This window comes from Eudoraea sp., assembly GCF_039969275.1.
GTDB lineage: Bacteria > Bacteroidota > Bacteroidia > Flavobacteriales > Flavobacteriaceae > Eudoraea.
This window is the reverse complement of the sequence record NZ_JBDVOC010000010.1, coordinates 453292-479540: the sequence shown is the minus strand read 5'-3', so window position 1 is coordinate 479540 and position 26249 is coordinate 453292. Positions and strand designations below refer to the sequence as shown.

23 protein-coding genes are annotated in these 26249 nt (G+C 39.1%); 17 read left to right on the top strand and 6 right to left on the bottom strand.

The features are described 5' to 3' along the window. Positions 1-2: 2 nt before the first annotated feature. Complete coding sequence (gene rho / locus ABJH90_RS10010) at positions 3-1598, bottom strand: transcription termination factor Rho (protein ID WP_348138896.1); 1596 nt, start codon at positions 1596-1598, stop codon at positions 3-5. A 328-nt stretch (positions 1599-1926) separates the two neighbouring features. On the opposite strand from rho, the gene ABJH90_RS10005 reads away from it, so the two are divergent. After that, positions 1927-2337: a DUF4293 domain-containing protein gene (locus ABJH90_RS10005; RefSeq protein WP_348138894.1), complete on the top strand. Its 411-nt coding sequence runs from the start codon at positions 1927-1929 to the stop codon at positions 2335-2337. A 208-nt stretch (positions 2338-2545) separates the two neighbouring features. Here the strand turns inward: ABJH90_RS10005 and ABJH90_RS10000 are convergent, their stop codons facing one another. Further along, a complete protein-coding gene (locus tag ABJH90_RS10000; RefSeq protein WP_348138892.1) occupies positions 2546-3040 on the bottom strand; it encodes a metallophosphoesterase family protein in 495 nt (164 codons plus the stop codon). Positions 3041-3193: 153 nt separating this feature from the next. On the opposite strand from ABJH90_RS10000, the gene truA reads away from it, so the two are divergent. Next, positions 3194-3946 (top strand): tRNA pseudouridine(38-40) synthase TruA, encoded by a 753-nt coding sequence (gene truA / locus ABJH90_RS09995; protein ID WP_348138890.1) that lies wholly within the window; start codon positions 3194-3196, stop codon positions 3944-3946. Beyond that, on the top strand, positions 3939-5705 hold the full coding sequence (locus tag ABJH90_RS09990) for an ABC transporter ATP-binding protein (protein ID WP_348138888.1): 1767 nt from the start codon (positions 3939-3941) through the stop codon (positions 5703-5705). Before truA ends, ABJH90_RS09990 begins: the two co-directional genes overlap by 8 nt. Before the next feature lie 11 nt (positions 5706-5716). Here ABJH90_RS09990 and ABJH90_RS09985 read toward each other — a convergent pair whose 3' ends face one another. From ABJH90_RS09985 to folP, 3 genes are read right to left on the bottom strand one after another with little or no spacing between them, the layout of a single operon-like run. Then, on the bottom strand, positions 5717-6499 hold the full coding sequence (locus ABJH90_RS09985) for a DUF3667 domain-containing protein (protein ID WP_348138886.1): 783 nt from the start codon (positions 6497-6499) through the stop codon (positions 5717-5719). Between the two features lie 2 nt (positions 6500-6501). Further along, the gene (gene cdaA / locus ABJH90_RS09980; RefSeq protein WP_348138884.1) at positions 6502-7287 is read right to left on the bottom strand and encodes a diadenylate cyclase CdaA; all 786 of its coding nucleotides are present in this window, start codon (positions 7285-7287) and stop codon (positions 6502-6504) included. A gap of 45 nt (positions 7288-7332) precedes the next feature. Next, a complete protein-coding gene (folP, locus tag ABJH90_RS09975; protein ID WP_348138882.1) occupies positions 7333-8166 on the bottom strand; it encodes a dihydropteroate synthase in 834 nt (277 codons plus the stop codon). Positions 8167-8279: 113 nt separating this feature from the next. Here folP and ABJH90_RS09970 point away from each other — a divergent pair, with 113 nt between their 5' ends. The 10 genes from ABJH90_RS09970 (at position 8280) to ABJH90_RS09925 (ending at position 19525) form a co-directional block, all read left to right on the top strand. Further along, complete coding sequence (locus ABJH90_RS09970) at positions 8280-8822, top strand: DUF1599 domain-containing protein (protein ID WP_348138880.1); 543 nt, start codon at positions 8280-8282, stop codon at positions 8820-8822. A gap of 19 nt (positions 8823-8841) precedes the next feature. Then, complete coding sequence (locus tag ABJH90_RS09965) at positions 8842-9939, top strand: BT_3928 family protein (RefSeq protein ID WP_348138878.1); 1098 nt, start codon at positions 8842-8844, stop codon at positions 9937-9939. A 67-nt stretch (positions 9940-10006) separates the two neighbouring features. Continuing rightward, complete coding sequence (gene tpiA, locus ABJH90_RS09960) at positions 10007-10756, top strand: triose-phosphate isomerase (protein ID WP_348138877.1); 750 nt, start codon at positions 10007-10009, stop codon at positions 10754-10756. A gap of 6 nt (positions 10757-10762) precedes the next feature. Then, positions 10763-11596: a 50S ribosomal protein L11 methyltransferase gene (gene prmA / locus ABJH90_RS09955; protein WP_348138876.1), complete on the top strand. Its 834-nt coding sequence runs from the start codon at positions 10763-10765 to the stop codon at positions 11594-11596. Between the two features lie 21 nt (positions 11597-11617). Further along, positions 11618-11893, top strand: a complete 276-nt coding sequence (locus ABJH90_RS09950) for an ATP-dependent Clp protease adaptor ClpS (protein ID WP_348138875.1) — start codon at positions 11618-11620, stop codon at positions 11891-11893. Between the two features lie 354 nt (positions 11894-12247). Next, on the top strand, positions 12248-12574 hold the full coding sequence (locus ABJH90_RS09945; RefSeq protein WP_348138874.1) for a hypothetical protein: 327 nt from the start codon (positions 12248-12250) through the stop codon (positions 12572-12574). A 54-nt stretch (positions 12575-12628) separates the two neighbouring features. After that, complete coding sequence (locus ABJH90_RS09940) at positions 12629-14170, top strand: sugar porter family MFS transporter (RefSeq protein ID WP_348138873.1); 1542 nt, start codon at positions 12629-12631, stop codon at positions 14168-14170. Between the two features lie 8 nt (positions 14171-14178). Next, positions 14179-15498: a glycoside hydrolase family 2 TIM barrel-domain containing protein gene (locus tag ABJH90_RS09935; RefSeq protein ID WP_348138872.1), complete on the top strand. Its 1320-nt coding sequence runs from the start codon at positions 14179-14181 to the stop codon at positions 15496-15498. An 18-nt stretch (positions 15499-15516) separates the two neighbouring features. After that, complete coding sequence (locus ABJH90_RS09930) at positions 15517-15954, top strand: thioesterase family protein (RefSeq protein ID WP_348138871.1); 438 nt, start codon at positions 15517-15519, stop codon at positions 15952-15954. 109 nt (positions 15955-16063) lie between these two features. Then, a complete protein-coding gene (locus ABJH90_RS09925) occupies positions 16064-19525 on the top strand; it encodes a hypothetical protein (protein ID WP_348138870.1) in 3462 nt (1153 codons plus the stop codon). Positions 19526-19606: 81 nt separating this feature from the next. On the opposite strand, the gene ABJH90_RS09920 is transcribed toward ABJH90_RS09925, so the two are convergent. Continuing rightward, on the bottom strand, positions 19607-21094 hold the full coding sequence (locus tag ABJH90_RS09920; protein WP_348138869.1) for a transglycosylase SLT domain-containing protein: 1488 nt from the start codon (positions 21092-21094) through the stop codon (positions 19607-19609). Between the two features lie 491 nt (positions 21095-21585). Here ABJH90_RS09920 and ABJH90_RS09915 point away from each other — a divergent pair, with 491 nt between their 5' ends. The 4 genes from ABJH90_RS09915 (at position 21586) to ABJH90_RS09900 (ending at position 26204) form a co-directional block, all read left to right on the top strand. After that, positions 21586-23169 carry an arylsulfatase gene (locus ABJH90_RS09915; RefSeq protein WP_348138868.1) on the top strand — a complete coding sequence of 528 codons (1584 nt, stop codon included), beginning with the start codon at positions 21586-21588 and terminating at the stop codon, positions 23167-23169. 313 nt (positions 23170-23482) lie between these two features. After that, positions 23483-24595, top strand: a complete 1113-nt coding sequence (locus tag ABJH90_RS09910; RefSeq protein ID WP_348138867.1) for a porin — start codon at positions 23483-23485, stop codon at positions 24593-24595. Between the two features lie 8 nt (positions 24596-24603). Continuing rightward, positions 24604-24894 (top strand): hypothetical protein, encoded by a 291-nt coding sequence (locus ABJH90_RS09905; RefSeq protein ID WP_348138865.1) that lies wholly within the window; start codon positions 24604-24606, stop codon positions 24892-24894. After that, a complete protein-coding gene (locus tag ABJH90_RS09900) occupies positions 24891-26204 on the top strand; it encodes a DcaP family trimeric outer membrane transporter (RefSeq protein WP_348138863.1) in 1314 nt (437 codons plus the stop codon). Before ABJH90_RS09905 ends, ABJH90_RS09900 begins: the two co-directional genes overlap by 4 nt. Positions 26205-26249 lie beyond the last annotated feature (45 nt).

The window sequence follows — 26249 nt, the reverse complement described above, 5'->3', positions numbered from 1 at the left end:
TTTTACTGACTCATAGTCATCAAAAACTCCTCATTATTTTTCGTCTGTTTTATACGCTGTTCCATAAATTCCATGGCCTCAACCGGATTCATATCGGCAAGATACTTACGCATAATCCACATACGTTGAATTGTATTTTCATCTAATAGTAGATCATCCCTTCTTGTTGAAGAAGATATAAGGTCTATGGCCGGGAAAATTCTACGGTTACTTATTCGTCTGTCTAATTGTAATTCCATATTACCGGTACCTTTGAATTCCTCAAAAATAACCTCATCCATCTTAGATCCTGTTTCCGTAAGGGCTGTAGCAATGATAGATAAAGAACCACCGTTTTCAATATTACGTGCTGCTCCAAAAAAGCGTTTAGGTTTATGGAGAGCATTAGCATCTACTCCACCACTTAGCACTTTACCGGAAGCAGGTTGAACGGTATTGTAAGCTCTCGCAAGACGCGTAATAGAATCTAAAAGTATTACCACATCATGTCCGCATTCTACCAGCCTTTTTGCCTTTTCCAATACTATATTGGCCACACGAACATGTTCAGTGGCTTCCTTGTCAAAAGTAGAGGCAACAACTTCACCGCTTACATTACGCTGCATATCTGTTACTTCTTCCGGACGTTCATCTATCAGAAGAATAATCTGATAAACTTCAGGATGATTCGCTGCAATCGCATTCGCAATATCTTTCAATAGCATGGTTTTCCCGGTTTTTGGCTGGGAAACGATCATTCCACGTTGTCCTTTTCCAATAGGAGAAAACAAGTCAATAATTCTTGTAGAAAGATTGCTTTGGCGTTCTGCCAGCTTAAATTTTTCCTGTGGGAACAATGGAGTCAGGTGCTCAAAAGAAACTCTGTCTCTTACAACCTGAGGGTCCATTCCATTTATTTTATTCACCTTTATTAAGGGAAAATATTTTTCTCCTTCTTTAGGCGGACGTACATTACCTAAAACCGTATCTCCAGTTTTAAGACCAAATAGCCTTATTTGCGATTGGGATACATAGATATCATCTGGAGAAGAGAGGTAATTGTAATCTGAAGATCTAAGAAATCCATACCCATCCTGCATGATATCAAGAACGCCTTCGCTTTCAATAATACTGTCAAATTCGTATTCAGGTTGCTTGTATTTATTTTTTAGGTCCTTATCAAAATTACTGGTCTTGCCATCCTGCCCGTTCTTATGATGCTGAATCTTTTTGTGTTGCTGGCCCTTCTTGTGTTGAGGGTTACTTTTAGGATGTTCTTTATTGCCCTGATATGAAGGGCTCTTTTGCTGTGAAACTTCTTGTTTTGGTTCATGTTTAGCCACCTTCTCTGCAGAAGGGTGGTTTTTCTGAGGAGCAGTCTTAAAACTTTCCTTAGGAACATGAGGTCTGTGTGGTTTTTCCGGTGCTTTTTCCGGTGCTTTTTCCTTTACCGCCACTGTCGTAGCCTGTACAGCTTTTGGATTACTGGCCTGTAGATCAAGGATTTGGTAAACCAAATCCAGTTTTTTTAAGGTCTTGTATTTGGGGACGCTTAAATCTTTAGCAATATCCTGAAGCTCAGGCAGCTTTTTTGCTTTTAAATCTGAAATCTCAAACATTGAGTATAAAATATATTATAGTATATAAAAATTGGAGTATATTGTTTTTTTTGGGTATTACATGGGATTGAGACCCCAATAGGTAAGTGTTATAACGTATAACGACACAATATTACAAATTATTTTATACAAATCATCTCATATTACTTATTAATTTAATTCTTCCTCTTTGGAAGTAGCATATGATTTACATAAATAGATTGTCTCTAACCCGCTTAGTCATAGCTGATACGATGATCTTACACTAATAGGAAGCTATTTTTATTTTAAATTTTATGGTAATGTTTTAAAAGACATGTACTTTTGCATTTCTATTTTTAGATACACTATGATTCAACGCATACAAACCGTTTATATAATTTTGGTGGCTCTCTTTACCGGAGCCTTACCTTTTTATTTAAGCCTTTGGACTGGCACTGAAGGAAATACGGTTTTTGCGATTGATATTACTTGGGTTGCGGTTATTTTTGCTGCTTCTTCCGCCTTGGCGCTTATCACTATTTTTTTATTTAAGAATCGAAAAAATCAATTTGTTTTTAACAGGTTGAATATAATATTAAATCTTTTTTTACTGGGATTTTTCGTTTACCGATCGCTAAACTTATCCGGAGAGACCTCGGTCTCTGAGAAGGGTATTGGGATGCTGATTCCTGTATTTTCTATCGTTTTTTTAGTCCTGGCCAACAAGGCTATAAAAAAGGATGAAGATCTTGTAAAATCTGTTGATCGCTTACGTTAAACCTAACATCTTAGTAGTATTAGTGCGTAACCCTGAAGTAAGTTTATCTCTACTTCAGGGTTTTACGTTATAAATAAAGGCTTTTTGGCGCTTCCTCCTTCGCCTCAATAAATTTAGGCTTCGTAGCACCGGGCTATTCGCTATATCTTTTTTGCATTTCTTTCAATTGTGCTCAAGATGATAGCAAAAAAGGATGCCGCTCCTATCCCTAGCGCTTTCCTAATTCTATTACTTCCAGGTTCTTAATTTCTTCTCCATCTATATCAAACCGCAGCATGGTTCTGATCTGATGAAATCCGTTTTTTCCACAAGAACCAGGATTCATATGCAAAAGATTTAGCTTTTTGTCCCACATTACCTTAAGAATATGGGAATGTCCTGAGATAAATAGTTTAGGCGGATTCTGTTTTATTTCTTCCCTGATTCTCCTATCGTATCTATTAGGATAACCCCCAATATGAGTCATCCAAACGGCCACGTTCTCACATTTAAACCGATTGTCCAACGGAAATTCTTTTTGTAATTTATAATCATCAATATTGCCATAAACGGCCCGAACTGGTTTTAATGCAGCCAGAGCATCGGTAACATTAAAAGAGCCAATATCTCCCGCATGCCATATTTCATCGGCCTGTTTGGCATACTTAAGGATAGTTTCATCTATATAGCCATGGGTATCGGATAGAAGTAAGATGTGGGTCATTTATTTTAGTAAGAATTTAAAACCGTATACAAGTGTCAAATAGCTCCATTCAACATCAATAAAGATTTTGTTCAGATTTAGGCAAACCAGAAGGTCCTTATTTCTAACGGCTAACTTCGTTATCTTTGCCTTTCACAAAAATAGAATAATAGCTTGAGATATTTTGTCGCTTTTTCATACTTCGGACAAGCCTACCACGGATGGCAGCGACAGCCAAACGCTTCTTCTGTTCAACAGTTAATGGAAGAATCATTAAGTACATTACTGAAATCACCGATAAGCCTTGTTGGTGCAGGCAGAACAGATGCCGGAGTCCACGCAAAAAGTATATATGCACATTTTGATTTTCATGAAATAAATAATTTAACAAACCTCACTTATAGGTTAAATGCCTTTTTACCGGAGGATATTGCAATCCAAAAGATTAGTGTAGTCCCGGATGATGCACATGCTCGTTTTGATGCTGTACAACGAACCTATGAGTATTGGATAGTACAAGAAAAGAACCCATTTTATAAGGATACTGCGCATTATATAAAACACACATTGGATATTCCATCAATGAATAAAGCAGCCGACTTTTTGTTGGAGTATGATGACTTTGAATGCTTTTCTAAATCAAATACAGATGTTAAAACTTATCGGTGCAAGATTAAATCTGCGACCTGGAATTTAATAGGAGACAAACTTGTTTTTACAATTACAGCAAACCGTTTTCTGAGGAATATGGTCCGCGCCATAGTGGGAACCTTTCTGGATGTGGGTCTTGGAAAAATGTCTCCGGAAGATGTTAAGACTATTATAAAAAGCAAGGATCGAAGTGCCGCCGGTGCTTCCGTCCCGGCAAAAGGCTTATATTTGACTAAAGTTTTATACCCTTCAACCATTCTGGATTTTAATGGATAAAGACACCGGAAAAGCATTTGATTTTAGACTATTCAAACGAGTATTCGCTTATACCCAACCCTATAAACTTACGTTTTATGGTGTGGCCTTAGCTGCAATTTTTATTTCAGGTTTTGCAGTATTAACTCCGCTTATAGTCGGTGAAATTATTGATGGGGCCGTTAAACAAGGTGATGCTGAAAAGCTTTTAGTTCTTATCCTCGCAATGGCCGCCGTACTTTTAGGGCAGGTTATCAGCCAGCTATGTTTTAGTTATTATGCCAATTGGCTTGGCGAATCGGTAATCAGAGATATCCGGATTTTCCTTTTCAAAAAAATGATTGGGTTTAAAATGAAGTATTTCGATAATTCTTCAATTGGATTGCTCGTTACCCGGGCTGTAGCAGATTTGCAGCGTATAGGTGAAATTTTTAGTCAGGGTTTTTTTATTATCGTATCCGATCTTCTTAAAATGATGGTTGTGGCCATAGTCATGTTGATAATCAATTGGAAATTGGCACTTATTGTGTTCGCTGTTCTACCCGTAATTTTATATGCTACCCGACTATTCCAAAGGGCAATGAAGAAGGCTTTTATAGATGTAAGGGCTGAGGTTTCCAATCTGAATTCCTTTGTGCAGGAGCGCATAACCGGAATGAAGATCGTGCAGCTGTTTACACGAGAAAAAATAGAAAGTGATAAGTTTAGGGAAATAAATAAAAAGCATATGAATGCCTGGCTTAAAACGGTCTGGTACAATTCTTTCTTCTTCCCAATTGCAGATATCGTTTCATCAATTACCATAGGTTTAATCGTTTGGTATGGAGGTCTCCAGAACGTTACTAATATTGAAGTAGACGAATACGGGACAATTTTTGCCTTTATTCTGTTGTCAGGGATGTTATTTCAGCCTCTCAGGCAGATTGCGGATAAATTTAATACGCTTCAAATGGGGATGGTAGCAGCAAATAGGGTTTTTAAAATTTTGGATACAGATAGTCATATTGAAGACTTTGGAACTGTTGAAAAAGATCATGTACTCGGAAATATTAAATTTTCAGGTGTTCGTTTCGGCTACCTTGAGGATGAAGAAATACTACACGGGATCTCCTTTGATGTAAAAGTGGGACAGACCGTGGCCATAGTAGGGGCAACGGGAGCAGGGAAATCAACTATTATAAATCTCTTAAATCGTTTTTATGAGATTAATTCAGGTGAAATCCTGGTAGACGGGACTAATATTACTAACTATAAGTTAGCTTCCCTGCGCAGAAACATAGCAGTTGTATTGCAGGATGTCTTTCTTTTTGCAGATACCATAGCCAATAATATATCCCTCAGGGATAAATCAATTTCTTTAGAGAACATTGAAGAAGCTGCAAAGCAAATAGGTGTTCATGAGTTTATCAATAGTTTACCTGGTGGATACCAATACAATGTAAAAGAAAGAGGAGCCATGCTTTCCAGCGGGCAACGACAACTAATTGCTTTTTTGCGGGCTTATGTGAGTAATCCCAGCATATTGGTTCTGGATGAAGCTACTTCCTCCGTGGACACCTATTCTGAGCAGCTGATCCAAAAAGCTACAGAAAAAATCACTTCTGGCAGGACTTCTATAATTATTGCTCACCGACTTGCCACCGTAAAGAAGGCCGATAAAATTCTGGTCATGGATGCAGGTAAAATTCTAGAGAGCGGAACACACAAGGAGTTACTCAAAAAAGGAGGCTATTACAATAAACTCTATAAGGCCCAGTTTATGGCTGAGGAAGTGGCTTAGTATCTTTTTTATTAATTCTTCACTGGTTTAAAGTCTTCCAAAGTGATTGTTCCTGTTGCGAAAAGTAGTACATAAAAGGCTATAATTAATCCTATATACCCAATCATTGCCAAAACAAGGAACAGACAAGCTCTAAGTATGAATTGACCTGTTGAGAATTTATTTATCCTCTGTATGACATATATAGTGTATGCCAACATTAGAGGAAGCATAATTGTAGACATGATTATAAAATCTTGAGGGATAAAGATTAACACAATCAGGCTAATAGGGAAAGATACGATACTCCATTGCGCCAGACTATACAGCATAACTACCAGGTATTCAGAGAATAAATAGCCTCGTTTATTAAAAGTCAACCAACCGGCGAATCCAAAGATTGGTATAAATAATATAAATACTAAAGACTGGAAGTCTCCCAAAATGGGCATTATTTTTTTATAGAATTCAGGATTTACTCCTTGGTTAAAGACATCCATGTCCATTTCTACCACAAAAACTTTTTGCAGTATAAAATAAAGAAGACCGGAAAGGGTTAGTGCAATACCTAAATAACCTATTGGATTTAGGTACCTTCTTCGAATCCCGGAAATATAACCATCAATAACAACTTCTGGCTTGGTAAACAAATGCTTAAAAGTTCTATAGAAAGTATTATCAAGATCAAAAGACTGCTCAATAACATCATGGGACAGGTTTTTAAAACTTAACCTGTTGCGTATAACTTTGGCGCCACAATTGGGACAATAATCAAAATCTGTTCGTTGTTGTGTACCACAATTTTTACACTCCATATTTAAAGCATATCTACCTTTATCTTGTTAGCCAGGTCGGATAAATCCTTAAAAGGAACAAATTCACCATTGTTTATATAAGAGATAGAACCGGTTTCTTCGCTAACAACCAGTGCAAGCGCATCTGTTCGTTCCGTAATACCCACAGCCGCCCTGTGCCTTAATCCAAAACGCAAGGGGATATTGCGCTCATTAGATAGAGGCAGTATAACCCTGGTAGCCATAATATTATTATTTTCAATAATAGCCGCCCCATCATGTAATGGACTATTCTTATAAAAAATACTTTCTATGATGGGTTGATTAATTTCGACATTCATACTATCTCCCGACGATTTTACAAAATCCAGAGAATTACTTCGTTTTATAACCAAAATGGCACCGGTTCTGCTTCTGCTCATTTTGTCACAAGCCTTGAGAATAGCATCAACATCCAGTTTAGAAGCAATACCTTCCTGTCTTAAAAATTTAAATCGTTTTACAAAATTCCGTTTATTGGCAAAATTGGTAGAACCAATCATAAGCAGGAATTTCCTTATTTCCTGCTGGAAAACAACAATTAAAGCAATTAAACCAACCGACATAAAACCTCCAACCATACTACTGATCATTTTCATATCCAGTAATTGGGTTAATTTCCAAAACCCCCACACAATAACAATTCCAATAAAAATATTGATAGCAACAGTACCTCGTACCAGTTTGTAGATGTAATAGAGCAGTATAGCCACAAGGAGGATGTCTATAATGTCCGTGATCTTTAAATCCAGAAAGTTAAAAAAGTCCAATCCTTGTAGTTTTTGTAAAATTAGAAAAAATAGGTAAACAAAAAATTAATCTTCAATTTCGTTTACCGCTTGCATTAATTCAATGCATTCCACTGCTTCTTTAACGTCGTGTACCCTTAAAATATTGGCGCCATTGGTTAATGCAAAGGTGTTTAGGGCAGTGGTTCCATTCAACGCCTGCTCGGCATTAATACCTAAGGTCTTATAGATCATAGACTTTCTGCTTAGACCTACAAGAATTGGAAGTTTAAAAGTTTTAAAGAGATTCAGATGATGTAACAAAGAAAAACTTTGAGCAGGAGTCTTGGCAAACCCAAAACCAGGATCCAGGATTATGTCATTAATACCGAAAGATGTGGCAAGAGCTACTTTTTCCGAAAAATAATAAAGGACATCTTCTAACAGCTTGCTGTATTTGGTTTGCTTTGCCATGTTTTGTGGTGTTCCTTTCATGTGCATCATTATATAAGGCACTTTAAAATCGGATATGATTTGCATCATTTTACGATCCATATTTCCGGCAGATATATCATTGATCATTGCAGCACCATTTTCAAGACAATGCCTGGCCACCTCGCTTCTGAAAGTATCTATAGATAAATTGATATCAGGAAAATTATTAGTAAGCAGATCAACAACGGGCAAGATCCTTTTCAATTCTTCTTTTTCAGAAATATCAGTCGCACCCGGTCTGGAGCTATAGGCTCCCAGGTCCACAAAAGTGGCTCCCTCATTAAGTATTTTTTCTGCTTGTTTCAAAATAGAGACTTCATCCTTATATTTTCCTCCATCATAAAAAGAGTCTGGGGTAACATTTAATATGCCCATAACTTTAGGCTTCTTTAAATCTATCAACCTGCCCTTACAATTTATTGTCATAGGATTTTTTTAAACCATTTGGAGTATAAATTATTTTGAAGACCAAGATTAAACTCCGAACTTTGATGTTTCCATTATTTTGAGCGAAATTTACGCAAATTAGAACAATTTACATGCAGCAAACCTCGGAACAATACGATGGCATCATAACTACTTGTCGGGACTTATTTTCAAAAAAAATGAAAGATTACGGAAGTGCCTGGCGAATTTTAAGACTACCTTCTTTAACAGATCAAATTTATATTAAGGCACAGCGCATAAGAAGTTTACAGGAAAACGAGGTCCGAAAAGTAGACGAAGGGGAAAAATCTGAATTTATTGGTATTATCAATTACGCCATTATGGCGCTCATACAACTGGAGAAAGGCGTTGCCCAGGAACCCGATCTTGCTCCTGCAGAGGCCCTTGGTTTGTACAATAAACATGTTGAGATTACCAAATTACTCATGGAAAAGAAGAACCATGATTACGGGGAGGCATGGCGAGATATGAGGATAAGTTCGTTAACAGATCTGATTATTCAAAAATTATTGAGGGTTAAGCAAATTGAAGATAATAAAGGAAAAACATTAGTTAGTGAAGGTATTGAGGCAAACTATCAGGATATCATAAATTATTCAGTTTTTGCCATGATTCATATGAATGAATCCACCTGATAAATATTCAATAAATAGTATGAAACATTTAGTAGGCTTTTCCAGGGTATTTGTTGGAATACTATTTATTATCAGTGGTTTTATAAAGCTTAATGATCCTGTAGGCTTTTCGTTCAAATTGGAAGAATACTTTAGCCAGGGAGTTCTCGACTTACCATTTTTAATGCCCTATGCTCTTGCGATATCAATCTTTGTAGTCATTTTCGAAGTTGTTTTGGGGGTATTCCTCTTGATAGGCTATCGTAAGAATTTTACCATATGGAGCCTGTTAATAATGATCCTGTTTTTTACTTTTCTTACCTTTTATTCCGCTTATTTTAATAAGGTAACAGATTGCGGATGCTTTGGAGACGCCATTAAATTAACACCATGGGAGTCATTTACCAAAGATATAGTCCTTCTGGTACTAATCTTAATTTTATACTTCGGCAGTCGATATATTAAGCCATTTTTTAGCCAGGGGGTCAGACAAATTATTGCTTTGGTATCAGTAGTTATTTGTATTATATATGGAAACTATGTACTTAATCATCTACCTGTAATAGACTTCAGGCCTTATAAGATTGGGGCCAATATAGAAGATGGGATGGCATATCCTGAAGATGCACCGAAACCCATTTATGAATATTCCTGGAAATTTAATAGTAAAGGAGAAGAAAAAGTAATCGTAACCAATGGGGAATACCCCGATGTTGACGGGGAATTTATTGGAGTGGAGACTAAAGAAATACAGAAGGGATATGAACCTCCTATCCACGATTTTACTATTGAACAGGAAGGGGAGGATTTTACCGCTTTGTTGATGCAGGAAGCTAAACTGCTTACGGTGGTTGCTTTTGACCTGGCTAAAAGCGAATATGACGCCTTTGAAAAAGTAAAGGATATTACCGATAGAGCCATTAACCAGGGTTATAAAGTTATAGGAATGTCGGCTTCCAATGAAGAATGGACCAACAAGCTAATTGAAGAATACCAACTGGGATTTGAATTTTATTTTACAGATGAAACAACCTTAAAAACCATTGTCCGATCTAATCCCGGTCTTTTAATTCTGGAAAGCGGGACAATTACCCAAAAGGTCCATTATAATGATATTGAGGATTTGAAAATTGAATAAGTCTTTACTAAACTGTGATGACATTAAAAATAAAACAACACCTATTGTAAACATAAAAGAACTAAAAATGAGAAGTAAAATAGTTGCCGGAAACTGGAAAATGAATAAGAACTTAAATGAAACTAAGGCCTTATTAGAAGAATTATCAGGTAAATTACCAAAAACAGAGGCAGAAGTCATTGTAGCTCCCACTTTTGTTAACCTGGCAGATACAGCCCGTACCCTGGAATCATCAGAGATAAAAGTCGCGGCCCAGAATATGCATTTCGCGAAAAGCGGGGCCTATACAGGGGAAATTTCTGCCGATATGCTTTTAAATATTAATGTGGATACTGTAATTATAGGACATTCAGAGCGGAGGGCATATTTTGGAGAAACAGATGATCTTTTAGCTAAAAAAGTGAAGGCTGCTTTGGAAAACAATATGCGCGTCATATTTTGTTTTGGAGAAGAATTGGAAGAGAGAAAGGCTGGCAATCATTTCAAGGTAGTGGAATCTCAGCTCAAGAACGGTCTTTTTGACTTACCAGCAGATGCCTGGCAACATATAGTACTGGCTTATGAACCTGTTTGGGCTATTGGCACCGGTGAGACAGCTTCTCCGGAACAGGCTCAGGAAATGCACGCCTTTATCCGTAAGACGATAACGGAAGCTTATAATACTTCAATCGCTGATGAAGTATCCATTTTATATGGCGGCAGCGTAAAACCTTCAAATGCTAATGAGATCTTTTCAAAACCCGATGTGGATGGGGGACTAATAGGCGGAGCTGCTTTGAAGGCAGATGATTTTGTAGCCATTATTGAGGCTATCTGAACGTTTATGCAAGAACTCTTTCTGGAATATCGATTTTCGATAGATCCCTTACAACCTGCTGTGGACATTTTAATAGCCGAGCTGGCCGCACTGGGTTTTGACAGTTTTTTGGAAACCCGGGATGGTTTGCTGGCTTATGTCAAAAAGGAGTTATGGAACCCGTCGGACTTACGAAATGTCCACATCCTTGCCAATGAAGATTTTGATATTGATTATGAAATATCTGAAATAGAACAGGAAAACTGGAATGCAAAATGGGAAGAGAATTTTGATCCCATAAATGTAGATAATCAATGCGTTGTACGTGCTCCCTTTCATGATGAGCAGGATGTTGCCTTTGATATAGTTATAACTCCTAAAATGAGTTTTGGTACCGGGCATCATGAAACTACACATATGATGCTTCAATTAGTGTTGACATTAGATTTCAAAGATAAATCTGTATTGGATATGGGCTGTGGAACCGGTGTTCTGGCCATTCTGGCTGCTATGAAAGGGGCCAGGTCTGTAGATGCAATTGATATAGATAACTGGAGTTATCTGAATGCAATGGAAAATGTGTCTGCTAATAAATGTGAACAGATTAATGTGTTTGAAGGTGACGCGAATTTATTGACAGATCAAAATTACGATATCATCTTAGCGAATATTAACCGCAATATTTTGCTTTCAGATATTTCTGTTTATGCAGGGCACCTTAAAAAAGGGGGAGCATTGCTTTTAAGTGGCTTTTACAAAGAAGATATTGCCCTTATTTCAAAAGAATGTTTGGCCCATGGATTTTCATTTCAAGATAATGTTGAAAAAAACAACTGGGTTGCGGCAAAATATGTATTTTAGTTCATACAAAAACCTATCTGTATGAGTACTAAGGAAAAAGTCTCCGAAGAACTACTTTTGGATGAGGAGACGGTGAAACAAAATGAAATAGTGCTGTTCAATGATGAAGTAAATACTTTTGAACACGTTATTTACACTTTAATTGATGTGTGTGAACATACCGCAGAACAGGCAGAACAATGTTCATTAATAGTTCATTACAAAGGCAAATGCACGGTCAAAACAGGGGAATATAAGGACTTAGAACCTCGTTGCAGCAAATTATTGCAGGCAGGCTTGAGTGCTGAGATTGTTTGAGAGAACAGAATGGGAGGATTTTAATAAGATACTAATCTGTTCTTACCTTTTAGAGAAGAGCTCTTCCATACCTGATTTTTTCTTTCCTAAAAATGTCACCTTTCTCATTTAAAATGAAGTGTGAATTTGTGTTTGATTTTTATGTAATTCAGAAAATTTGAACTATTCAGCATTCGATATACAATAATGGCTAAAAACTGTTTATTTATTTTTAATTTGTGATAATAGGGCTGGTCCGTTTTTCCTGCCCTTTTTTTTTATTACTTTGAAAGCTGAAAATTTTTATAAAGCTTCGGGGCCAAAATTTGTGGTCTATTGGAACCTTTTACATTTTAAAACTAATTGTCAGATACTATGAAACGTGGCGTTAATACCTCTTTAAAAGGAAGCATTGGGTTTTTTATTGGATTGTTACTCTTCACAAGCTGTTCTCCTGAAAAGAAGAAGGAAGTTGAAGCCTCAAAACCCGAAACAGAACCCCTTGTTACAATGGTTAAAATAAAAAAAACAGAAGTTTTTACCACAGCGCATAAAACAGATCTAAAACTTTCTGAGATCGGGGCATTGACATTCAATGAATTTAAACAACCCTTAGAATATGGTATTACTATGAGTTCAAAAATGGCAAAAATTGAAATCCCCGCACATGGGATACAAACCATTGTAATGTCTGAAGAGTAATTATTTTATAAGAAATACCAAAACAAAAATATAACCAAACCAAGAACTAATAACATGGAAGAATCAGATAAAGTTTTAAAAATGAATAAATCCTATACCATTCTCATTAGCCTTATCGTGGCTTTGGGAGGGTTTTTATTGGGGTTTGACAGTGCTGTAATTTCAGGTGCGGTCAAGGGGATCACTATCTATTTTGAAATGACAGAATGGATGCTCGGATTTTCCGTGGGCTGCGTTGTTTTTGGTGCCATGGCAGGAAATTTAATGGCCGGGCCCCTGAGCGATAAGTTCGGCCGGAAAAATGTCCTGATTTTTGTAGCTGCACTTTTTACAATCTCTGCTTCCTGGTCTGCCATGGCAACCGGTTATACAGAATTTATAATTGCCCGGATTATTGGGGGCATTGGTATTGGGGGCGCCATCCTTATTGCACCCATCTATATTGCGGAAATAGCACCTCCCAAACTCAGAGGTAGTCTGGTGTCATTCAACCAATTGAATATAGTTATCGGGATATCCGTTGCCTATTTCTCTAATTACTTTCTCGTAGATATGGGTGAAAATAGTTGGAGATATATGTTGGGGGTTGAAGCTATCCCGGCGGCCATTTATTTTTTAGCTCTTTTTACGGTACCAAAAAGCCCACGTTGGTTAATTACCAAATTAAACCAGGTTGAACCGGCAAGAAAGATCCTTGCGAAAATAGGCGGGGAGGAATATGCCGACGTAACCATAGCTGAGATTCAACGCGGCGTAGCCATGTTGGAAGAAAAAGGCAAACTATCCGATCTTTTTACATACAGGAACCGGACCATCATGATTATTGCCATTGGGATTGCCTTTTTTCAGCAAATTACCGGTATAAATGCGGTATTCTATTACGCACCAACCATTTTTGAACAAGCGGGAGGAAGCACAGACTCTTCCTTTTTACAAGCCATTGTCGTAGGGCTTACCAATCTGGTATTTACCCTGGTTGCCATATGGCTGATAGACAGGCTGGGACGTAAACCTCTTTTGTTAATAGGCACTACTTTTATGACTATAGCCCTTTTAATGGCGGCCTTTGCATTTAATAATGCTTCCTATGATTTTAATGAAAAAACACTGGCTAAAGTGGGCAACACCGAGATAAGAACTGCTTTAACAGATTTAAATGGCAAATCTTTCGATGGTCAGGCTGCCCTGTTTGAGGAGGTAGAACCTATGATGAATAAAGACCTGTTCCTCAAGTTTAAACGAAATGAAATCACCAATTTTATTCAGGTTAATGCAACCTTGGTGCTTATAGCCATCCTCTTGTATGTGGCAGCATTTGCCATCTCACTGGGCCCGGTTATGTGGACGCTGATTTCAGAAATATTCCCGACCAAAGTAAAAGGAATAGCCATTTCTGTAGTGGGCTTCTTTAACTCCCTGGTTAGCTTTTCGGTTACCCAGGTATTCCCCTGGGAACTATCCAATCTGGGACCAACAGCTACGTTTGCCATTTACGCCTTATTGTCATTCTGTGCGATCTTCTTTGTGTACAAATTTGTTATCGAAACAAAAGGTAAAACCTTAGAAGAAGTCCAGGAAGTATTAATTAGAAAATAGATTTTAAAATGAAAATTATTGTAAGTATCGTTTGTTTATCTCTGCTATTATCCTGCAAGGATAAATCAGAAAAAAAAGAGGTTGAGATAGTTTCAAATTCAGTTGAATTACCGGCCAAAGTAGTCGTAAATAAGGAGGCTGGTAAATATATTCTAAGGGTTAATAATGAACCGTTTTATATTAAGGGGGCAGGCCTGGAATTTGGTAATGTGCCTGCACTTGCAAGCCATAATGCAAATTCGTTCCGAACCTGGCGAACTGAAAATGGTCGGAAATCCGGAAAAGAAGTGTTGGATGAAGCCCATGAAAATGGGGTCATGGTAACTATGGGGATAGAAGTTGGCAGGGAAAGACATGGTTTTGATTATGATAATCCGGAAGCAGTAAACAAACAGTTGCAAGACATAAAGGAGCAGGTAATGGCATTAAAAGACCATCCGGCCCTCTTAATATGGGGTATAGGAAATGAGTTAAACCTCCATTATGAGAATCCGAAAGTTTGGGATGCCGTGAATGAAATATCAAAAATGATCCATGAAGTAGATCCAAATCACCTTACCACCACTAGTCTGGCGGGCATTGGTGAAAAGGAAGTAAAGTATATCAAGGAGCGCTGTTCCGATCTGGATATTTTGTCTGTTCAAATGTATGGCGATTTGCCCCAGGTACCGCGATTAATACGAGAATATGGCTGGGAAGGTCCCTATATGGTAACAGAGTGGGGGGCAACCGGGCATTGGGAAGTACCTAAAACTTCCTGGGAAGCACCCATAGAGCAAAACAGTACCGTAAAGGCAAACAATTATTTGCAGCGCCATGAGAAAGGCATTGCTTCAGATACCACACAGTGCATAGGGTCTTATGTTTTTCTTTGGGGTAACAAACAGGAAAGAACGCCCACCTGGTATGGGATATTTCTGGAAGACGGACAAGAAACAGAATCTGTAGATGTCATGCATTATATCTGGAATGGTCAATGGCCGGAAAACAGGACACCCGTTATAGAAAACTACACCCTGGACGGAAAGGTTGCCTTAGACAATGTTTATTTAGAAGAAGACGGAGAATATAGTGCCACCATAGAAATCATGGATTATGAGGATGATCCCTTAACCTATAGCTGGGAAATATTACCCGAAAGTACAGACCTGCAGGATGGAGGAGATGAGGAATCAAGGCCGGAAGCCATAGAAGGACTTGTGGTCTCACAGGAAGAAGGAACAGTAGTATTTAAGGCTCCGGGGAAAGGGCCTTACCGCTTGTTCGTTTATGTGAAAGATGCTCAAAATCATTCGGCAACAGCCAATATCCCTTTTATGGTTAAATAAGATTAAATAATTGATGGCTTGATAGAGAATACATCAGATAGTTATGTAACACTTGAACTTCCTGTACAATGGGGGAATATGGATGCTGCACAACACGTGAACAACACGGTTTACCTGCGTTGGATGGAATCTGCAAGGATTGAGATGTTTAAAAAAATGCATGAAGGCGATTTCAAGTTTAGGAAAATAGTTCCTATTCTTGCCTGGCAGGATTGTAAATATATCTTTCCGGTGACCTATCCGGACACCGTTTTGATTACTTTGGATATAATTGAATTGATGGAAGATAGGGTGCTGTGTGAAGGGAAAATCTATAGCAAAAAACACGATCGGCTCGCAGCCATCTCCAAGAACTTGTTAATGGCTTATGACATGGAGGAATTAAAAAAACACCCTTTTCCTGAAGCCTGGAGAAAATCGTTCATCGATTATTACGGAGAATCCATTTTAAAGTAACTTATGCAGTAGTATTAATTTTCTAAAAAAACGATAAATACCAGAATAAAACCTCTTTAAGTCATTTACTTCTTAGGAGGTTTTTATTTTCAAATAAAAAGAATCAACTATGAATCCAGAGCAACAATACCTTGGAGAAGCCCCAGCTCATTTAGAAACCCACGAAGTAAAAGGGGAATATGTGAATTTTGAGAATGAGGACTATTACAAAATCTCCAACAGTAATAATTTAAGGCCCTTTTTTATGAGCCTGGTAAGTGATTCCAACCACTGGATGTTTATTTCAAGCAATGGGGCCCTAACCGCAGGAAGAAAGGATAGCGAATCTTCCCTTTTTCCGTATTACACAGATGATAAAATAACCGAATCCCTGGAGGTAACCGGCAGTAAGACGTTATTGCGGGTGCATTTGGGGAGCAAACCCTATTTATGGGAACCTTTTTCCGACAGGTATGAAGGCCTTTATACCATCAGCAGAAATCTTTACAAAAACAACACCGGCGATAAACTCATCTTTGAAGAGATCAATGAGGATCTGGGCCTCACCTTCAGATACCAATGGAACTCCAGTAATAAATTCGGATTCGTCAGAAAAGCCAGCCTCCTCAACAACACCAAAAAAGACATTAAGCTCACCCTTCTGGATGGTTTGCAGAATATCCTGCCCTATGGCGTAAATACCGACATACAAAATGGCCGTAGTAACCTGGTGGATGCCTATAAAAAGAGCGAATTAGAGGCCGATACCGGCCTGGGCATTTTTGCTCTGAGTGCTATAATTGTCGACAAAGCCGAGCCCAGCGAAGCCCTTAAGGCCACCATTGCCTGGTCTGTGGGCTTAGACAATCCAACATATCTGGTCTCCTCCTTACAGCTCAATGCCTTTAGACGGGGCAAGATTCTCAAAAACGAAACCGATATCAAGGCCGAAAAAGGCGCCTATTTTATTAGTGCGGATTTAAATTTGGCTGGGGAATCACAAAAACAATGGATGCTGGTTGCCAATGTAAACCAGGGTCCCGCCCAGGTGATTGACATTAAGGAACAATTAAAAAGCCCTAAGGACCTCGCTCAGGCAGTAGACCAGGATATAGCCCTGGGTACCCAAAATCTGATTGATTTGGCTGCCGCAGCAGACGGCTTGCAGGTAACTGAAGATAATCTGCGCACCGCCAGGCACTATTCCAACGTGCTGTACAACATCATGCGGGGTGGGATTTTTGATAAGAATTATGAGATTCAGAAGAAGGATTTCACGATCTATCTGCAGAAGGCCAACAAAAAAGTTTGGAAAGACAATGAAGCGGCAATAAGCGCCTTGCCTGCTGTCTTCTCCCTTAAAACCTTACACCAACTCGCTTTAGAGAACACAGATAACGACTTCAAAAGGTTGTGTTTTGAGTATATGCCCTTAAAATTTAGCCGCCGGCATGGAGACCCCAGCAGGCCCTGGAACAAGTTTTCCATTAATACCCAAAGTGAGGTAGATGGCTCTAATATTCTGGATTATCAGGGCAATTGGCGCGATATCTTCCAAAACTGGGAAGCCCTGGCACATTCCTACCCGGAATTTATAGACAGTATGATCCATAAATTCTTAAACGCCACCACCTTTGAAGGCTACAACCCCTACCGGGTGACCAAAGATGGGTTTGACTGGGAGATCATAGAACCAGACGATCCCTGGTCCTATATTGGTTATTGGGGCGATCATCAGATCATTTACCTTTTAAAATTTCTGGAGTTCATACAAGACTATTACCCAGCCAGACTGGAAAGCTATTTTAATCAGGACTTGTTTGTGTATGCGAATGTTCCCTATAAGATTAAAAGTTATGAGGACACCCTTAAAAACCCGAAGGATACGATTGATTTTGACCATGCACTGAGCGAAGAAATCTTTAAAAGAAAAGAAGATCTGGGTGCAGACGGCGCACTTTTGACGGATAAGAGCGGGGAGATCTACAGGGTAAACCTGCTCGAAAAAATGCTGGCAACCCTGCTGGCAAAATGCTCCAACTTTATTCCCGAAGCGGGGATTTGGCTGAATACACAAAGGCCGGAATGGAATGATGCCAATAATGCCCTGGTAGGGAATGGGGTTTCTATGGTAACCCTCTACTATATCAGAAGGTTTTTAAGTTTCTTTCAAAATACACTTACTAATGCCTCTTTTACCCAGCTGGCCTTGTCTGAGGAATTGATCACCTTTTTTGAGGGGCTAAGCACCACCTTGGAAACCTATAAAGACCGCTTAAAAGGCAAGATCTCGGATACCGACAGAAAGTTGATATTAGATGGACTGGGGCAGGCGGGGAGCAACTACAGAGCCACTATTTATGCTGATGGCTATAACGGGTCCCGGAAAAATGTTTCCAAAGCCGCGCTGCTGAATTTTGTAGAAGTGGCCCTAAACTATATGGATCACAGCATAGACGCCAATAAAAGGGCAGACAAGATGTACCATGCCTATAACCTCATGTCTGTGGAGAATGACAAGGAGATTGCTGTTTCCTATTTAAGTGAAATGCTCGAAGGGCAGGTGGCAGTACTGAGCGCTGGTTACCTTTCCTCAGAAGCCTGCCTGGAAGTACTCGATGCTTTAAAGGCCAGCAGCTTGTTCCGGGAAGATCAATACAGCTATATCTTATACCCGGACAAGGACTTGCCACGCTTTGTAGACAAGAACAAGATCCCTGCAGAAAAAGTAGCCCGGTCCAGGCTCTTGCAACAATTACTCAAAGAGGGGAATAAGACGGTGCTGGAACAGGATGTGGCAGGGGACTACCATTTTAACGGGGCCTTTAATAATGCCGACAGCCTTAAAAAAGCTCTTGCAGAACTCCCTGAAGGGCCATACAAAACGCTTGTTGATGAGGAACAGGAATTATTGTTAAACACTTTTGAAGAGGTGTTTGATCATAAATCCTTTACCGGAAGATCAGGGACCTTCTTTGGTTACGAGGGCCTTGGGTCTATTTACTGGCATATGGTGTCCAAATTGCTCCTGGCGGTCATGGAGGTCTGTTTAAAAGCCATAGAAGAAGGGGAGGACGAGGCCATCATTGGAAGATTAATAGACCATTATTACGAAATAAATGCGGGGATAGGGATACATAAATCTCCTGAGCTGTATGGGGCCTTCCCTACAGATCCTTATTCGCATACCCCGGCGGGGAAGGGCGCCCAGCAACCCGGGATGACCGGCCAGGTAAAAGAGGATATTTTAAGCAGGATGGCAGAACTGGGCGTAGCCGTAAAGGCCGGTAAAATTACATTTAGCCCCGGCATTTTTAATAAGGCCGAGTTTTTAAAAGCGCCTGCTACCTTTAATTATGTAGATATACATTTTAAGCCTCAACAATTAGAACTGAAAAAAGAGTGGCTTTGCTTTACCTATTGCCAGGTACCGGTAGTCTATAAACTTGACGAACAGGAGGGCCTTGAAGTATTTTATGCTAATAAAACTTCAAAGAATTTCGAAACATTACAGCTAGACCGCGATACGAGCAAACAGCTCTTTGAAAGGACTGGAGATGTAGTACAGATTATAGTATCTCTGAGAAAATAAAAAAATAGGGAACAAATTACGAAGTGCGAACTACGAAGGAAGGCATATAAGAAGTAGACAGCATTCATTTCAAATAAAATTCTATTTCACGGTCTTTCCCGTTTTCTTGCCATAGCGACGCAAAGACCTGAAAGAAGCGTAATATTTGTAGATGTTGCTGACATACTGCACCGGCTCCCGGCCTACCTCCCGCGCTACCAGCAGTTCCACCTGCCCAAACCAAATATTGGGATTCACTCCCTGCGCATCGGCTTTCCCGCGAATCCGGTTAATCCGTGCCGGACCCATGTTGTAAGCAGCCATGCTAAACAAAATGGCATTCAAGGGGTCAATTTTCGGGTCTGTAAAGTACCTCTCCCGTATAAAGGCAAGGTATTTGGTACCTGCATGAATGTTGTTTTCCATATCATAGACATTGTCAATCCCAACATTCGGGTCAGCAGCCGTACTGGGTTTTATCTGCATTATCCCAACTGCTCCTGTTGAACTCTGCTTGCTATTATCGAGCTGAGATTCCTGGTATCCCTGAGCCGCCAACAGCATCCAATCAATATCGTATTGCTTACCGTATTTGACAAACAGATCCCGGACCACGATAAATCGGTTAAGGGTTTCCGGGGAACTGGCTTTTTTGACATAACTTAAATTGTCAAGGTATTTTTTCAACAAAATATTCCCCATCAAAGTGCCTTGTTTGTGTTCCTGCACAAAGACATCCACTTCAGCTTTCAGTTTTGGACTGTTTTTGCGCATTGCCCACGCCACTTCTCTGTCGGTTTTTATCAAAAGATTTGGATGTACACGGATATTCTCCAGAACGGGTTCCCACAATTTCACGGTGAACTCATTCGCTATAGTCAACGGAATCAACCCGGCATTGACCATCTCTAAAATATCATCGTCCTCCAGAAACTCGTCTACGGGCTCAATGTGGACTATCGGTTTTCCTGCGGTACGAAGAGAATCATTTAGCATTACCAAATGTTCGAAATAACTGCTTGTACGACGCACATGTACTGTATCTCCCAACATGTCTTCCAGGCTTGATAGGGGCAGTACTTCAGGGCCCGAAACCACTAGTTCGTTCCAGCCACTGAGAAGAGGTGCGGAAAAATCAACCAAATCTTTGCGTTTATCAGTAATCACAATGTTTGCTGCGGCGATATCCCCATATCCTTCCTGCAAGGATGGTAAAATCCGGTCACGGGTAATCGGGATGAAAATTACCTGAACATATCCGGGGTTCCCTGATTTTTTCCCCAACCGTTCGTTGAACTTCTGTTCAAACAGATTGAGCGCCTCATATGTAATCCCACTCCTTTTCATGCCGTCTATAAAATAACTGGTACGGTTATAAGGTACCAGGGCCCGGATGTGTCCACGTTCAATCATACCATCCAGGTCGCCCGTCCATTTTTCACTGAGTCCAAGTACCTCATCCGAAGCATTAAATTCGGGTTCGGCCAAAGACTCCATGGATTCCGCTTTAGAGGAATTCACTGAGGGCTTAGAAGTCTGATTATCCTTACAGGAACTCATGCCAGCCAACAGTATCAGAAAAATGAACATAGTACTACGAATTTGATTGATAACTTTTGTTTTCATTTTTCTTCCTTTGGTCATAAAGTGCTAAACTCCTTTAAAATTAGCACTAATTTATGTCATTTCCTATTTGGCTAATATGATCTAAATTAACAATGATTCGTGCTATTTTGTTTGGACAGGATTCCATTTTAAATTGTTACAAAGAAGGGTAATGTTTTTACATTTTAGTATAATTTCAGAGTCTACATACTTAATATCGTTTTACCAGGACTTTGCCCCCGCTGGCGCAAACATCTCACTCGTACCTTTTCCCAACTACCACCAAAAATAATAGCTGATATGCAATACCAGGGTTACCTAAAAAGCATAAACTGCAATTTAACTTGGAACCACGAATTATCTTTGGTATGCTTAAGATAGATTATCTTAGTTTACATATATGGATGTAGTTAATACCTATAACCATTGTAATCATTCAAATCAACATCGAAAGGTTTCTAGCAATAGATAAATAAATGAAAAATAGCATTTTAGTAATTTTCGTAAGCTTGTCACTTTGTGTTGTTGCATGTACTAAAGTGGAGAAAGAGCAAAGACAACCGAATATAATTTATGTATTGGCAGATGATATGGGGTATGGTGATGTATCAGGGCTAAATCCGGAAGGTAAAATAAAAACGCTATACTTAGATAAAATGGCCAATCAGGGGATGATATTTACCGATGCTCACACTTCTTCATCAGTTTGCACCCCAACACGATACGGCATTCTCACCGGGAGATACAACTGGAGAAGCAAGCTAAAGAGTGGCGTGCTCACAGGAAAGTCAAAAGCGCTAATCCCCACCAGCCGAAAAACAGTGGCCTCTATGCTTGAAAATCATGGCTATGAGACCGCCTTTATTGGGAAATGGCATTTAGGGTGGAATTGGGGACTCAAAAGTCCAATAGACAGTACTGGGGCAGGATGGAACAAGGAGGATTTTGAGAATATAGATTTTAGCAGGCAGGTTACAAACAACCCAAATGATTTAGGCTTTAATTATGCCTATGGCCACTCAGGATCATTAGATATGGCACCCTATGTTTATGTGGAAAACGGGAGGGTTACAGCCCTGCCAGATACAACTACAGTTAATACAGGCAAGTACTCCTGGTGGAGAGAGGGTCCTACCGGCAGCGATTTTATTCATAAAGATGTGACTCCAAATTTCTTTCGCCGGGCTAATAAATATGTTGCTGAAAAAGCCGGGGAAGACGCTCCTTTTTTCCTTTATCTGGCTTTACCTTCACCTCATACCCCCATTCTGCCCACCAAAGAATGGCAGGGAAAGAGTGGCTTAAACCCATATGGCGATTTTGTGATGATGATAGATGCCTATATGGGGCAACTTGAAAAAGTGATAAAAGAAGCGGGGATAGAAGAGAACACCATCGTAATTTTCACCAGTGATAATGGTTGTTCTCCAGCGGCAAAGATTGATGAAATGGAGGAAAAAGGACATAAACCAAGCTATATATACAGAGGACATAAAGCGGATATCTATGAAGGTGGTCACCGGGTTCCGTTTATCGTTAAATGGCCCGCTAAAATTGAGGCAACCTCCATGAGTAATCAGACGATCTGTACCACTGATTTGATGGCTACCCTGGCTGATATTATCGGTTATTCATTAAAAGATAACGAAGGAGAAGACAGTTACTCTATGCTTTCTTTGTTTGAACAAAATAGTACAAATAAGTCAGATCGAAAAGCCATTGTACATCATTCCATAAATGGAAATTTTGCTATAAGGAAAGAGAAATGGAAGCTGATTATGGCCCCGGGATCGGGTGGCTGGAGTTTCCCAAATCCGGATAACGATAAGGAAATACTGGTCACAATGCCTCCTGTACAATTATACGATCTGGAAACAGATCCCGGAGAAAAGTATAATTTACAAGCTAAAAATCCTGAGATAGTGGCAGAGCTTAAGACTCTGCTAATTAAATATATTTTGGATGGACGAAGTACACCGGGTAAGCCACAACAAAATGATTCGATTGACTTTGAATGGAAACAAATTGAATTCATCAAAGCTGTTAGCCATTCAGATTAACCAACCAAAGTATACTATTGAACAGTTGAAGCAGGATGATGTATTCACTGCATTACAAGGGTTGTGAAATAGTTTTGATGGGAAAGTACAGCAATGGAGTGCCAGTGCGTTCCCTCGTTATATAAGCACTATGGCTATGACATGCACATATCTGCAATAGAAATAGACTAACCGTTGGCGTTAATTATAAAACAAATTGATAAATTCGACCTTAAACCAGAAGACATAGGATTCTTATCTGACTCATTGACCATGACTTGAGATTTCGTTAGTCAGAATATTACAAATTACCAAACCAATAGAGGTTAAGTAAATGAATATATTTAAGAAATTAAACACAATTATTATCCTGCTTTTAACCAGCATCAATCTTTCAGCACAGGTTGAAAGTGTCTGGCATCAAAAACCCGAAATCAAATTTTCTGGATTTATAGACGTGTTTTATATCTATGATTTTAACCAGCCGCAAGGTACTAGCAGACAACCGTTTTTATTCAACCACAACCGACACAACGAGTTTAATTTAAATCTAGGATTGGTAAAATTCGCTTTAGAGCATACAAAGTACAGAGCCAATCTTGCGTTTCAGGCAGGAACTTATGCCAATGATAATTATGCTGCAGAGCCAGGACTATTGAAAATAATTTCTGAAGCGAATATTGGTATTTTACTTAGCAAGAAAATTAATCTATGGCTAGATGCAGGTGTTTTGCCATCTCACCTTGGTTTAGAGAGTCCCATTTCAATGGACAACTATACATTTACACGGTCACTGTTGGTTGAAAGTTCGCCTTACTTTTTAACAGGGGTTAAATTAACTTTTAACCCAACAGATAAATGGGAAATAGCAGGGTTAATTGTTAACGGTTGGCAGCGCATTCAACGATTGCAGGGAAATTCTTTGCTGTCATTTGGAACGCAAGTAATTTATAGCCCAACAGAAAAAATAAAGTTAAACTGGAGCACATTTATTGGAACTGACGACCCCGACACAACAAGGCGTATGCGATACTTCAATAATCTTTACGGGCAATTTCAACTGGCAGAAAGAATTGGATTAATCGCAGGTTTTGACATTGGGATACAACAAAGAACAAAAGGAAGTTCGGATTACGATATTTGGCTTAGCCCTATAGTAATAGGACAATACACTTTTAACAAAACTTGGAAAACGGCAATAAGAGCAGAATACTATCAGGACGAAACAGGCATCATTATTCCTACTGGCACAATTAACGGTTTCCAAACAACAGGACTTTCATTAAATCTGGACTATTCACCAACGTCATATATCGTTTGCCGACTGGAAGGTCGTTGGTTGAATAGCAAGGACGACATTTTTGAAACCAAAACAACCCCGACTAACAACAATTTCATAATCGGAGCATCAATAGCAATTAAATTGGTGGAATTGCTGCAATTATAGTATTTGAAGTGTTTACTGTATTACCGGAATTTTGTAACTTTATTATTGTTGTCTTGCTAACAGGATTAATCTTTTGTAAACAGGTTTTTAGTGGTAAGCCAATGGCCAGTTTGTGGGGAATGGGATATTCTACTTTTTTATTAGTAATATGCTCAACAACAGCAACAGGAATGACCGATGCGGATGCCAAGGTTTGGAAGCGTGTTTTACAAATAATGATAACTGTAATTTATATCGCTGCAGCTTTGGGTTTGATAGTAAGATTTAAAAAAAATGATAAGAAATTAGAATCATCATGATGATACTAAGTAAAGTGTTTTATGAGCTAGACCACCAGCTATTTTCACGGTTTGGCGAATCAGCCCATAAAATGAAAATCAGAAATCTAATCATATTATTCTATTTCTCGGCTAGTATCAATCTATTTGCACAAAGGGTATTAATCCCTAGTGATAGCACTATCTCAGTTACATTAAATTCCACTGGTTATACAGAAATTCACCCCCATGATGTTCCGGATGAATCCGGATTGTTTATATACACTGCAAATGGACGTGAGGCACTTAGAATTTATGGATCATTTCGTTTATTACTTACCTGGGACGACAAGAAGAACTTTCATCCCTTTGACTTAACTCAACCCACTATCCCAACTGGCGTCAAGGATTTTTATTACCCTAATTCCCAGGCTACTATCAACATGTCCAGGCTGGGTTTTGATGCGATGATAGCAAGAAATAAATCAAGCGACTTGTTAATCAGAATTGAATTAGACTGGAAGGGGGATAATGAAAAGTTCAGGATCAGACACCTGTACCTGCGTTCGGAGCATTGGCTGGTTGGGAAATCATGGTCATCTTTTAACAATGTGGCCTATCTAACTCAAGCGGTAGATGGTCGTTTAACTGGAGGCGCAGTAGGTGTAAGACCAGTTCAGATACGATACTACAACCAAACCGAAAAGTGGAGTTATCAGTTCTCAGCCGAATATCAAAAGCCCACTTTGATTCAACCTGATACCCTGGGAGCCCAAAGCGATGTTATTTTTCCAGGTTTTACTGGAAATGTTAGTTATAAAACCAATTCTTTTGATATAATGCTTGCCGGAGTACTAAGAATCAACAGAGTGCAATTTACATCAGATTATAATGGCAGTCAATCGGAAACAGGATATGGAGGTCTGGTTGCTGCAAAGATACATTTAAATAAAAAGAACAGGTTCATGATGAGTGCAACTGGGGGTATGGGAATAGGAGGACTTATGGGAGATTTTGCTTTTGTTGATATTGATCTCGCCTTCAATCCGGATGACCAGAAATTTGAGAATATGGGTGCTTTTACTGCATTCCTGGGTTATGAGCATGATTGGTCAGATGAATTCACATCGGCCATTGGAGGGAGTATATTAGGTTCAGAAGAAAAATCCTTTTTCGATGGTGGATACTTTAAGTCCGGGAGTAAAGTACTTACTAACCTGTTCTATAAGCCCTCCTCAAAATTTGGTGCCTTTAGTGTGGGTGTTGAAGTTGAATATGCAGAAAGGAAAAATATAACAAGCCCTTCAAACAATACGATAAGAGTGAGTTCCCTGCTGATTTATAATTTTTAACAGTGAATTGCCAATATGTAGTTATTTGATAAACTCAGTAAGCTC

What these genes read in the sequence shown, in the direction of transcription:
- ABJH90_RS09990 (WP_348138888.1), top strand. Translation starts at nt 3,939, where the DNA reads ATGGATAAAGACACCGGAAAAGCATTTGATTTTAGACTATTCAAACGA.
- ABJH90_RS09915 (WP_348138868.1), top strand. Translation starts at nt 21,586, where the DNA reads ATGAAAAATAGCATTTTAGTAATTTTCGTAAGCTTGTCACTTTGTGTT.
- ABJH90_RS09965 (WP_348138878.1), top strand. Translation starts at nt 8,842, where the DNA reads ATGAAACATTTAGTAGGCTTTTCCAGGGTATTTGTTGGAATACTATTT.
- folP (WP_348138882.1), bottom strand. Translation starts at nt 8,166, where the DNA reads ATGACAATAAATTGTAAGGGCAGGTTGATAGATTTAAAGAAGCCTAAA.
- ABJH90_RS10000 (WP_348138892.1), bottom strand. Translation starts at nt 3,040, where the DNA reads ATGACCCACATCTTACTTCTATCCGATACCCATGGCTATATAGATGAA.
- prmA (WP_348138876.1), top strand. Translation starts at nt 10,763, where the DNA reads ATGCAAGAACTCTTTCTGGAATATCGATTTTCGATAGATCCCTTACAA.
- ABJH90_RS10005 (WP_348138894.1), top strand. Translation starts at nt 1,927, where the DNA reads ATGATTCAACGCATACAAACCGTTTATATAATTTTGGTGGCTCTCTTT.
- ABJH90_RS09970 (WP_348138880.1), top strand. Translation starts at nt 8,280, where the DNA reads ATGCAGCAAACCTCGGAACAATACGATGGCATCATAACTACTTGTCGG.
- ABJH90_RS09900 (WP_348138863.1), top strand. Translation starts at nt 24,891, where the DNA reads ATGATGATACTAAGTAAAGTGTTTTATGAGCTAGACCACCAGCTATTT.
- ABJH90_RS09940 (WP_348138873.1), top strand. Translation starts at nt 12,629, where the DNA reads ATGGAAGAATCAGATAAAGTTTTAAAAATGAATAAATCCTATACCATT.
- ABJH90_RS09920 (WP_348138869.1), bottom strand. Translation starts at nt 21,094, where the DNA reads ATGTTCATTTTTCTGATACTGTTGGCTGGCATGAGTTCCTGTAAGGAT.
- ABJH90_RS09910 (WP_348138867.1), top strand. Translation starts at nt 23,483, where the DNA reads ATGAATATATTTAAGAAATTAAACACAATTATTATCCTGCTTTTAACC.
- tpiA (WP_348138877.1), top strand. Translation starts at nt 10,007, where the DNA reads ATGAGAAGTAAAATAGTTGCCGGAAACTGGAAAATGAATAAGAACTTA.
- ABJH90_RS09935 (WP_348138872.1), top strand. Translation starts at nt 14,179, where the DNA reads ATGAAAATTATTGTAAGTATCGTTTGTTTATCTCTGCTATTATCCTGC.
- ABJH90_RS09925 (WP_348138870.1), top strand. Translation starts at nt 16,064, where the DNA reads ATGAATCCAGAGCAACAATACCTTGGAGAAGCCCCAGCTCATTTAGAA.
- rho (WP_348138896.1), bottom strand. Translation starts at nt 1,598, where the DNA reads ATGTTTGAGATTTCAGATTTAAAAGCAAAAAAGCTGCCTGAGCTTCAG.
- ABJH90_RS09950 (WP_348138875.1), top strand. Translation starts at nt 11,618, where the DNA reads ATGAGTACTAAGGAAAAAGTCTCCGAAGAACTACTTTTGGATGAGGAG.
- ABJH90_RS09945 (WP_348138874.1), top strand. Translation starts at nt 12,248, where the DNA reads ATGAAACGTGGCGTTAATACCTCTTTAAAAGGAAGCATTGGGTTTTTT.
- ABJH90_RS09985 (WP_348138886.1), bottom strand. Translation starts at nt 6,499, where the DNA reads ATGGAGTGTAAAAATTGTGGTACACAACAACGAACAGATTTTGATTAT.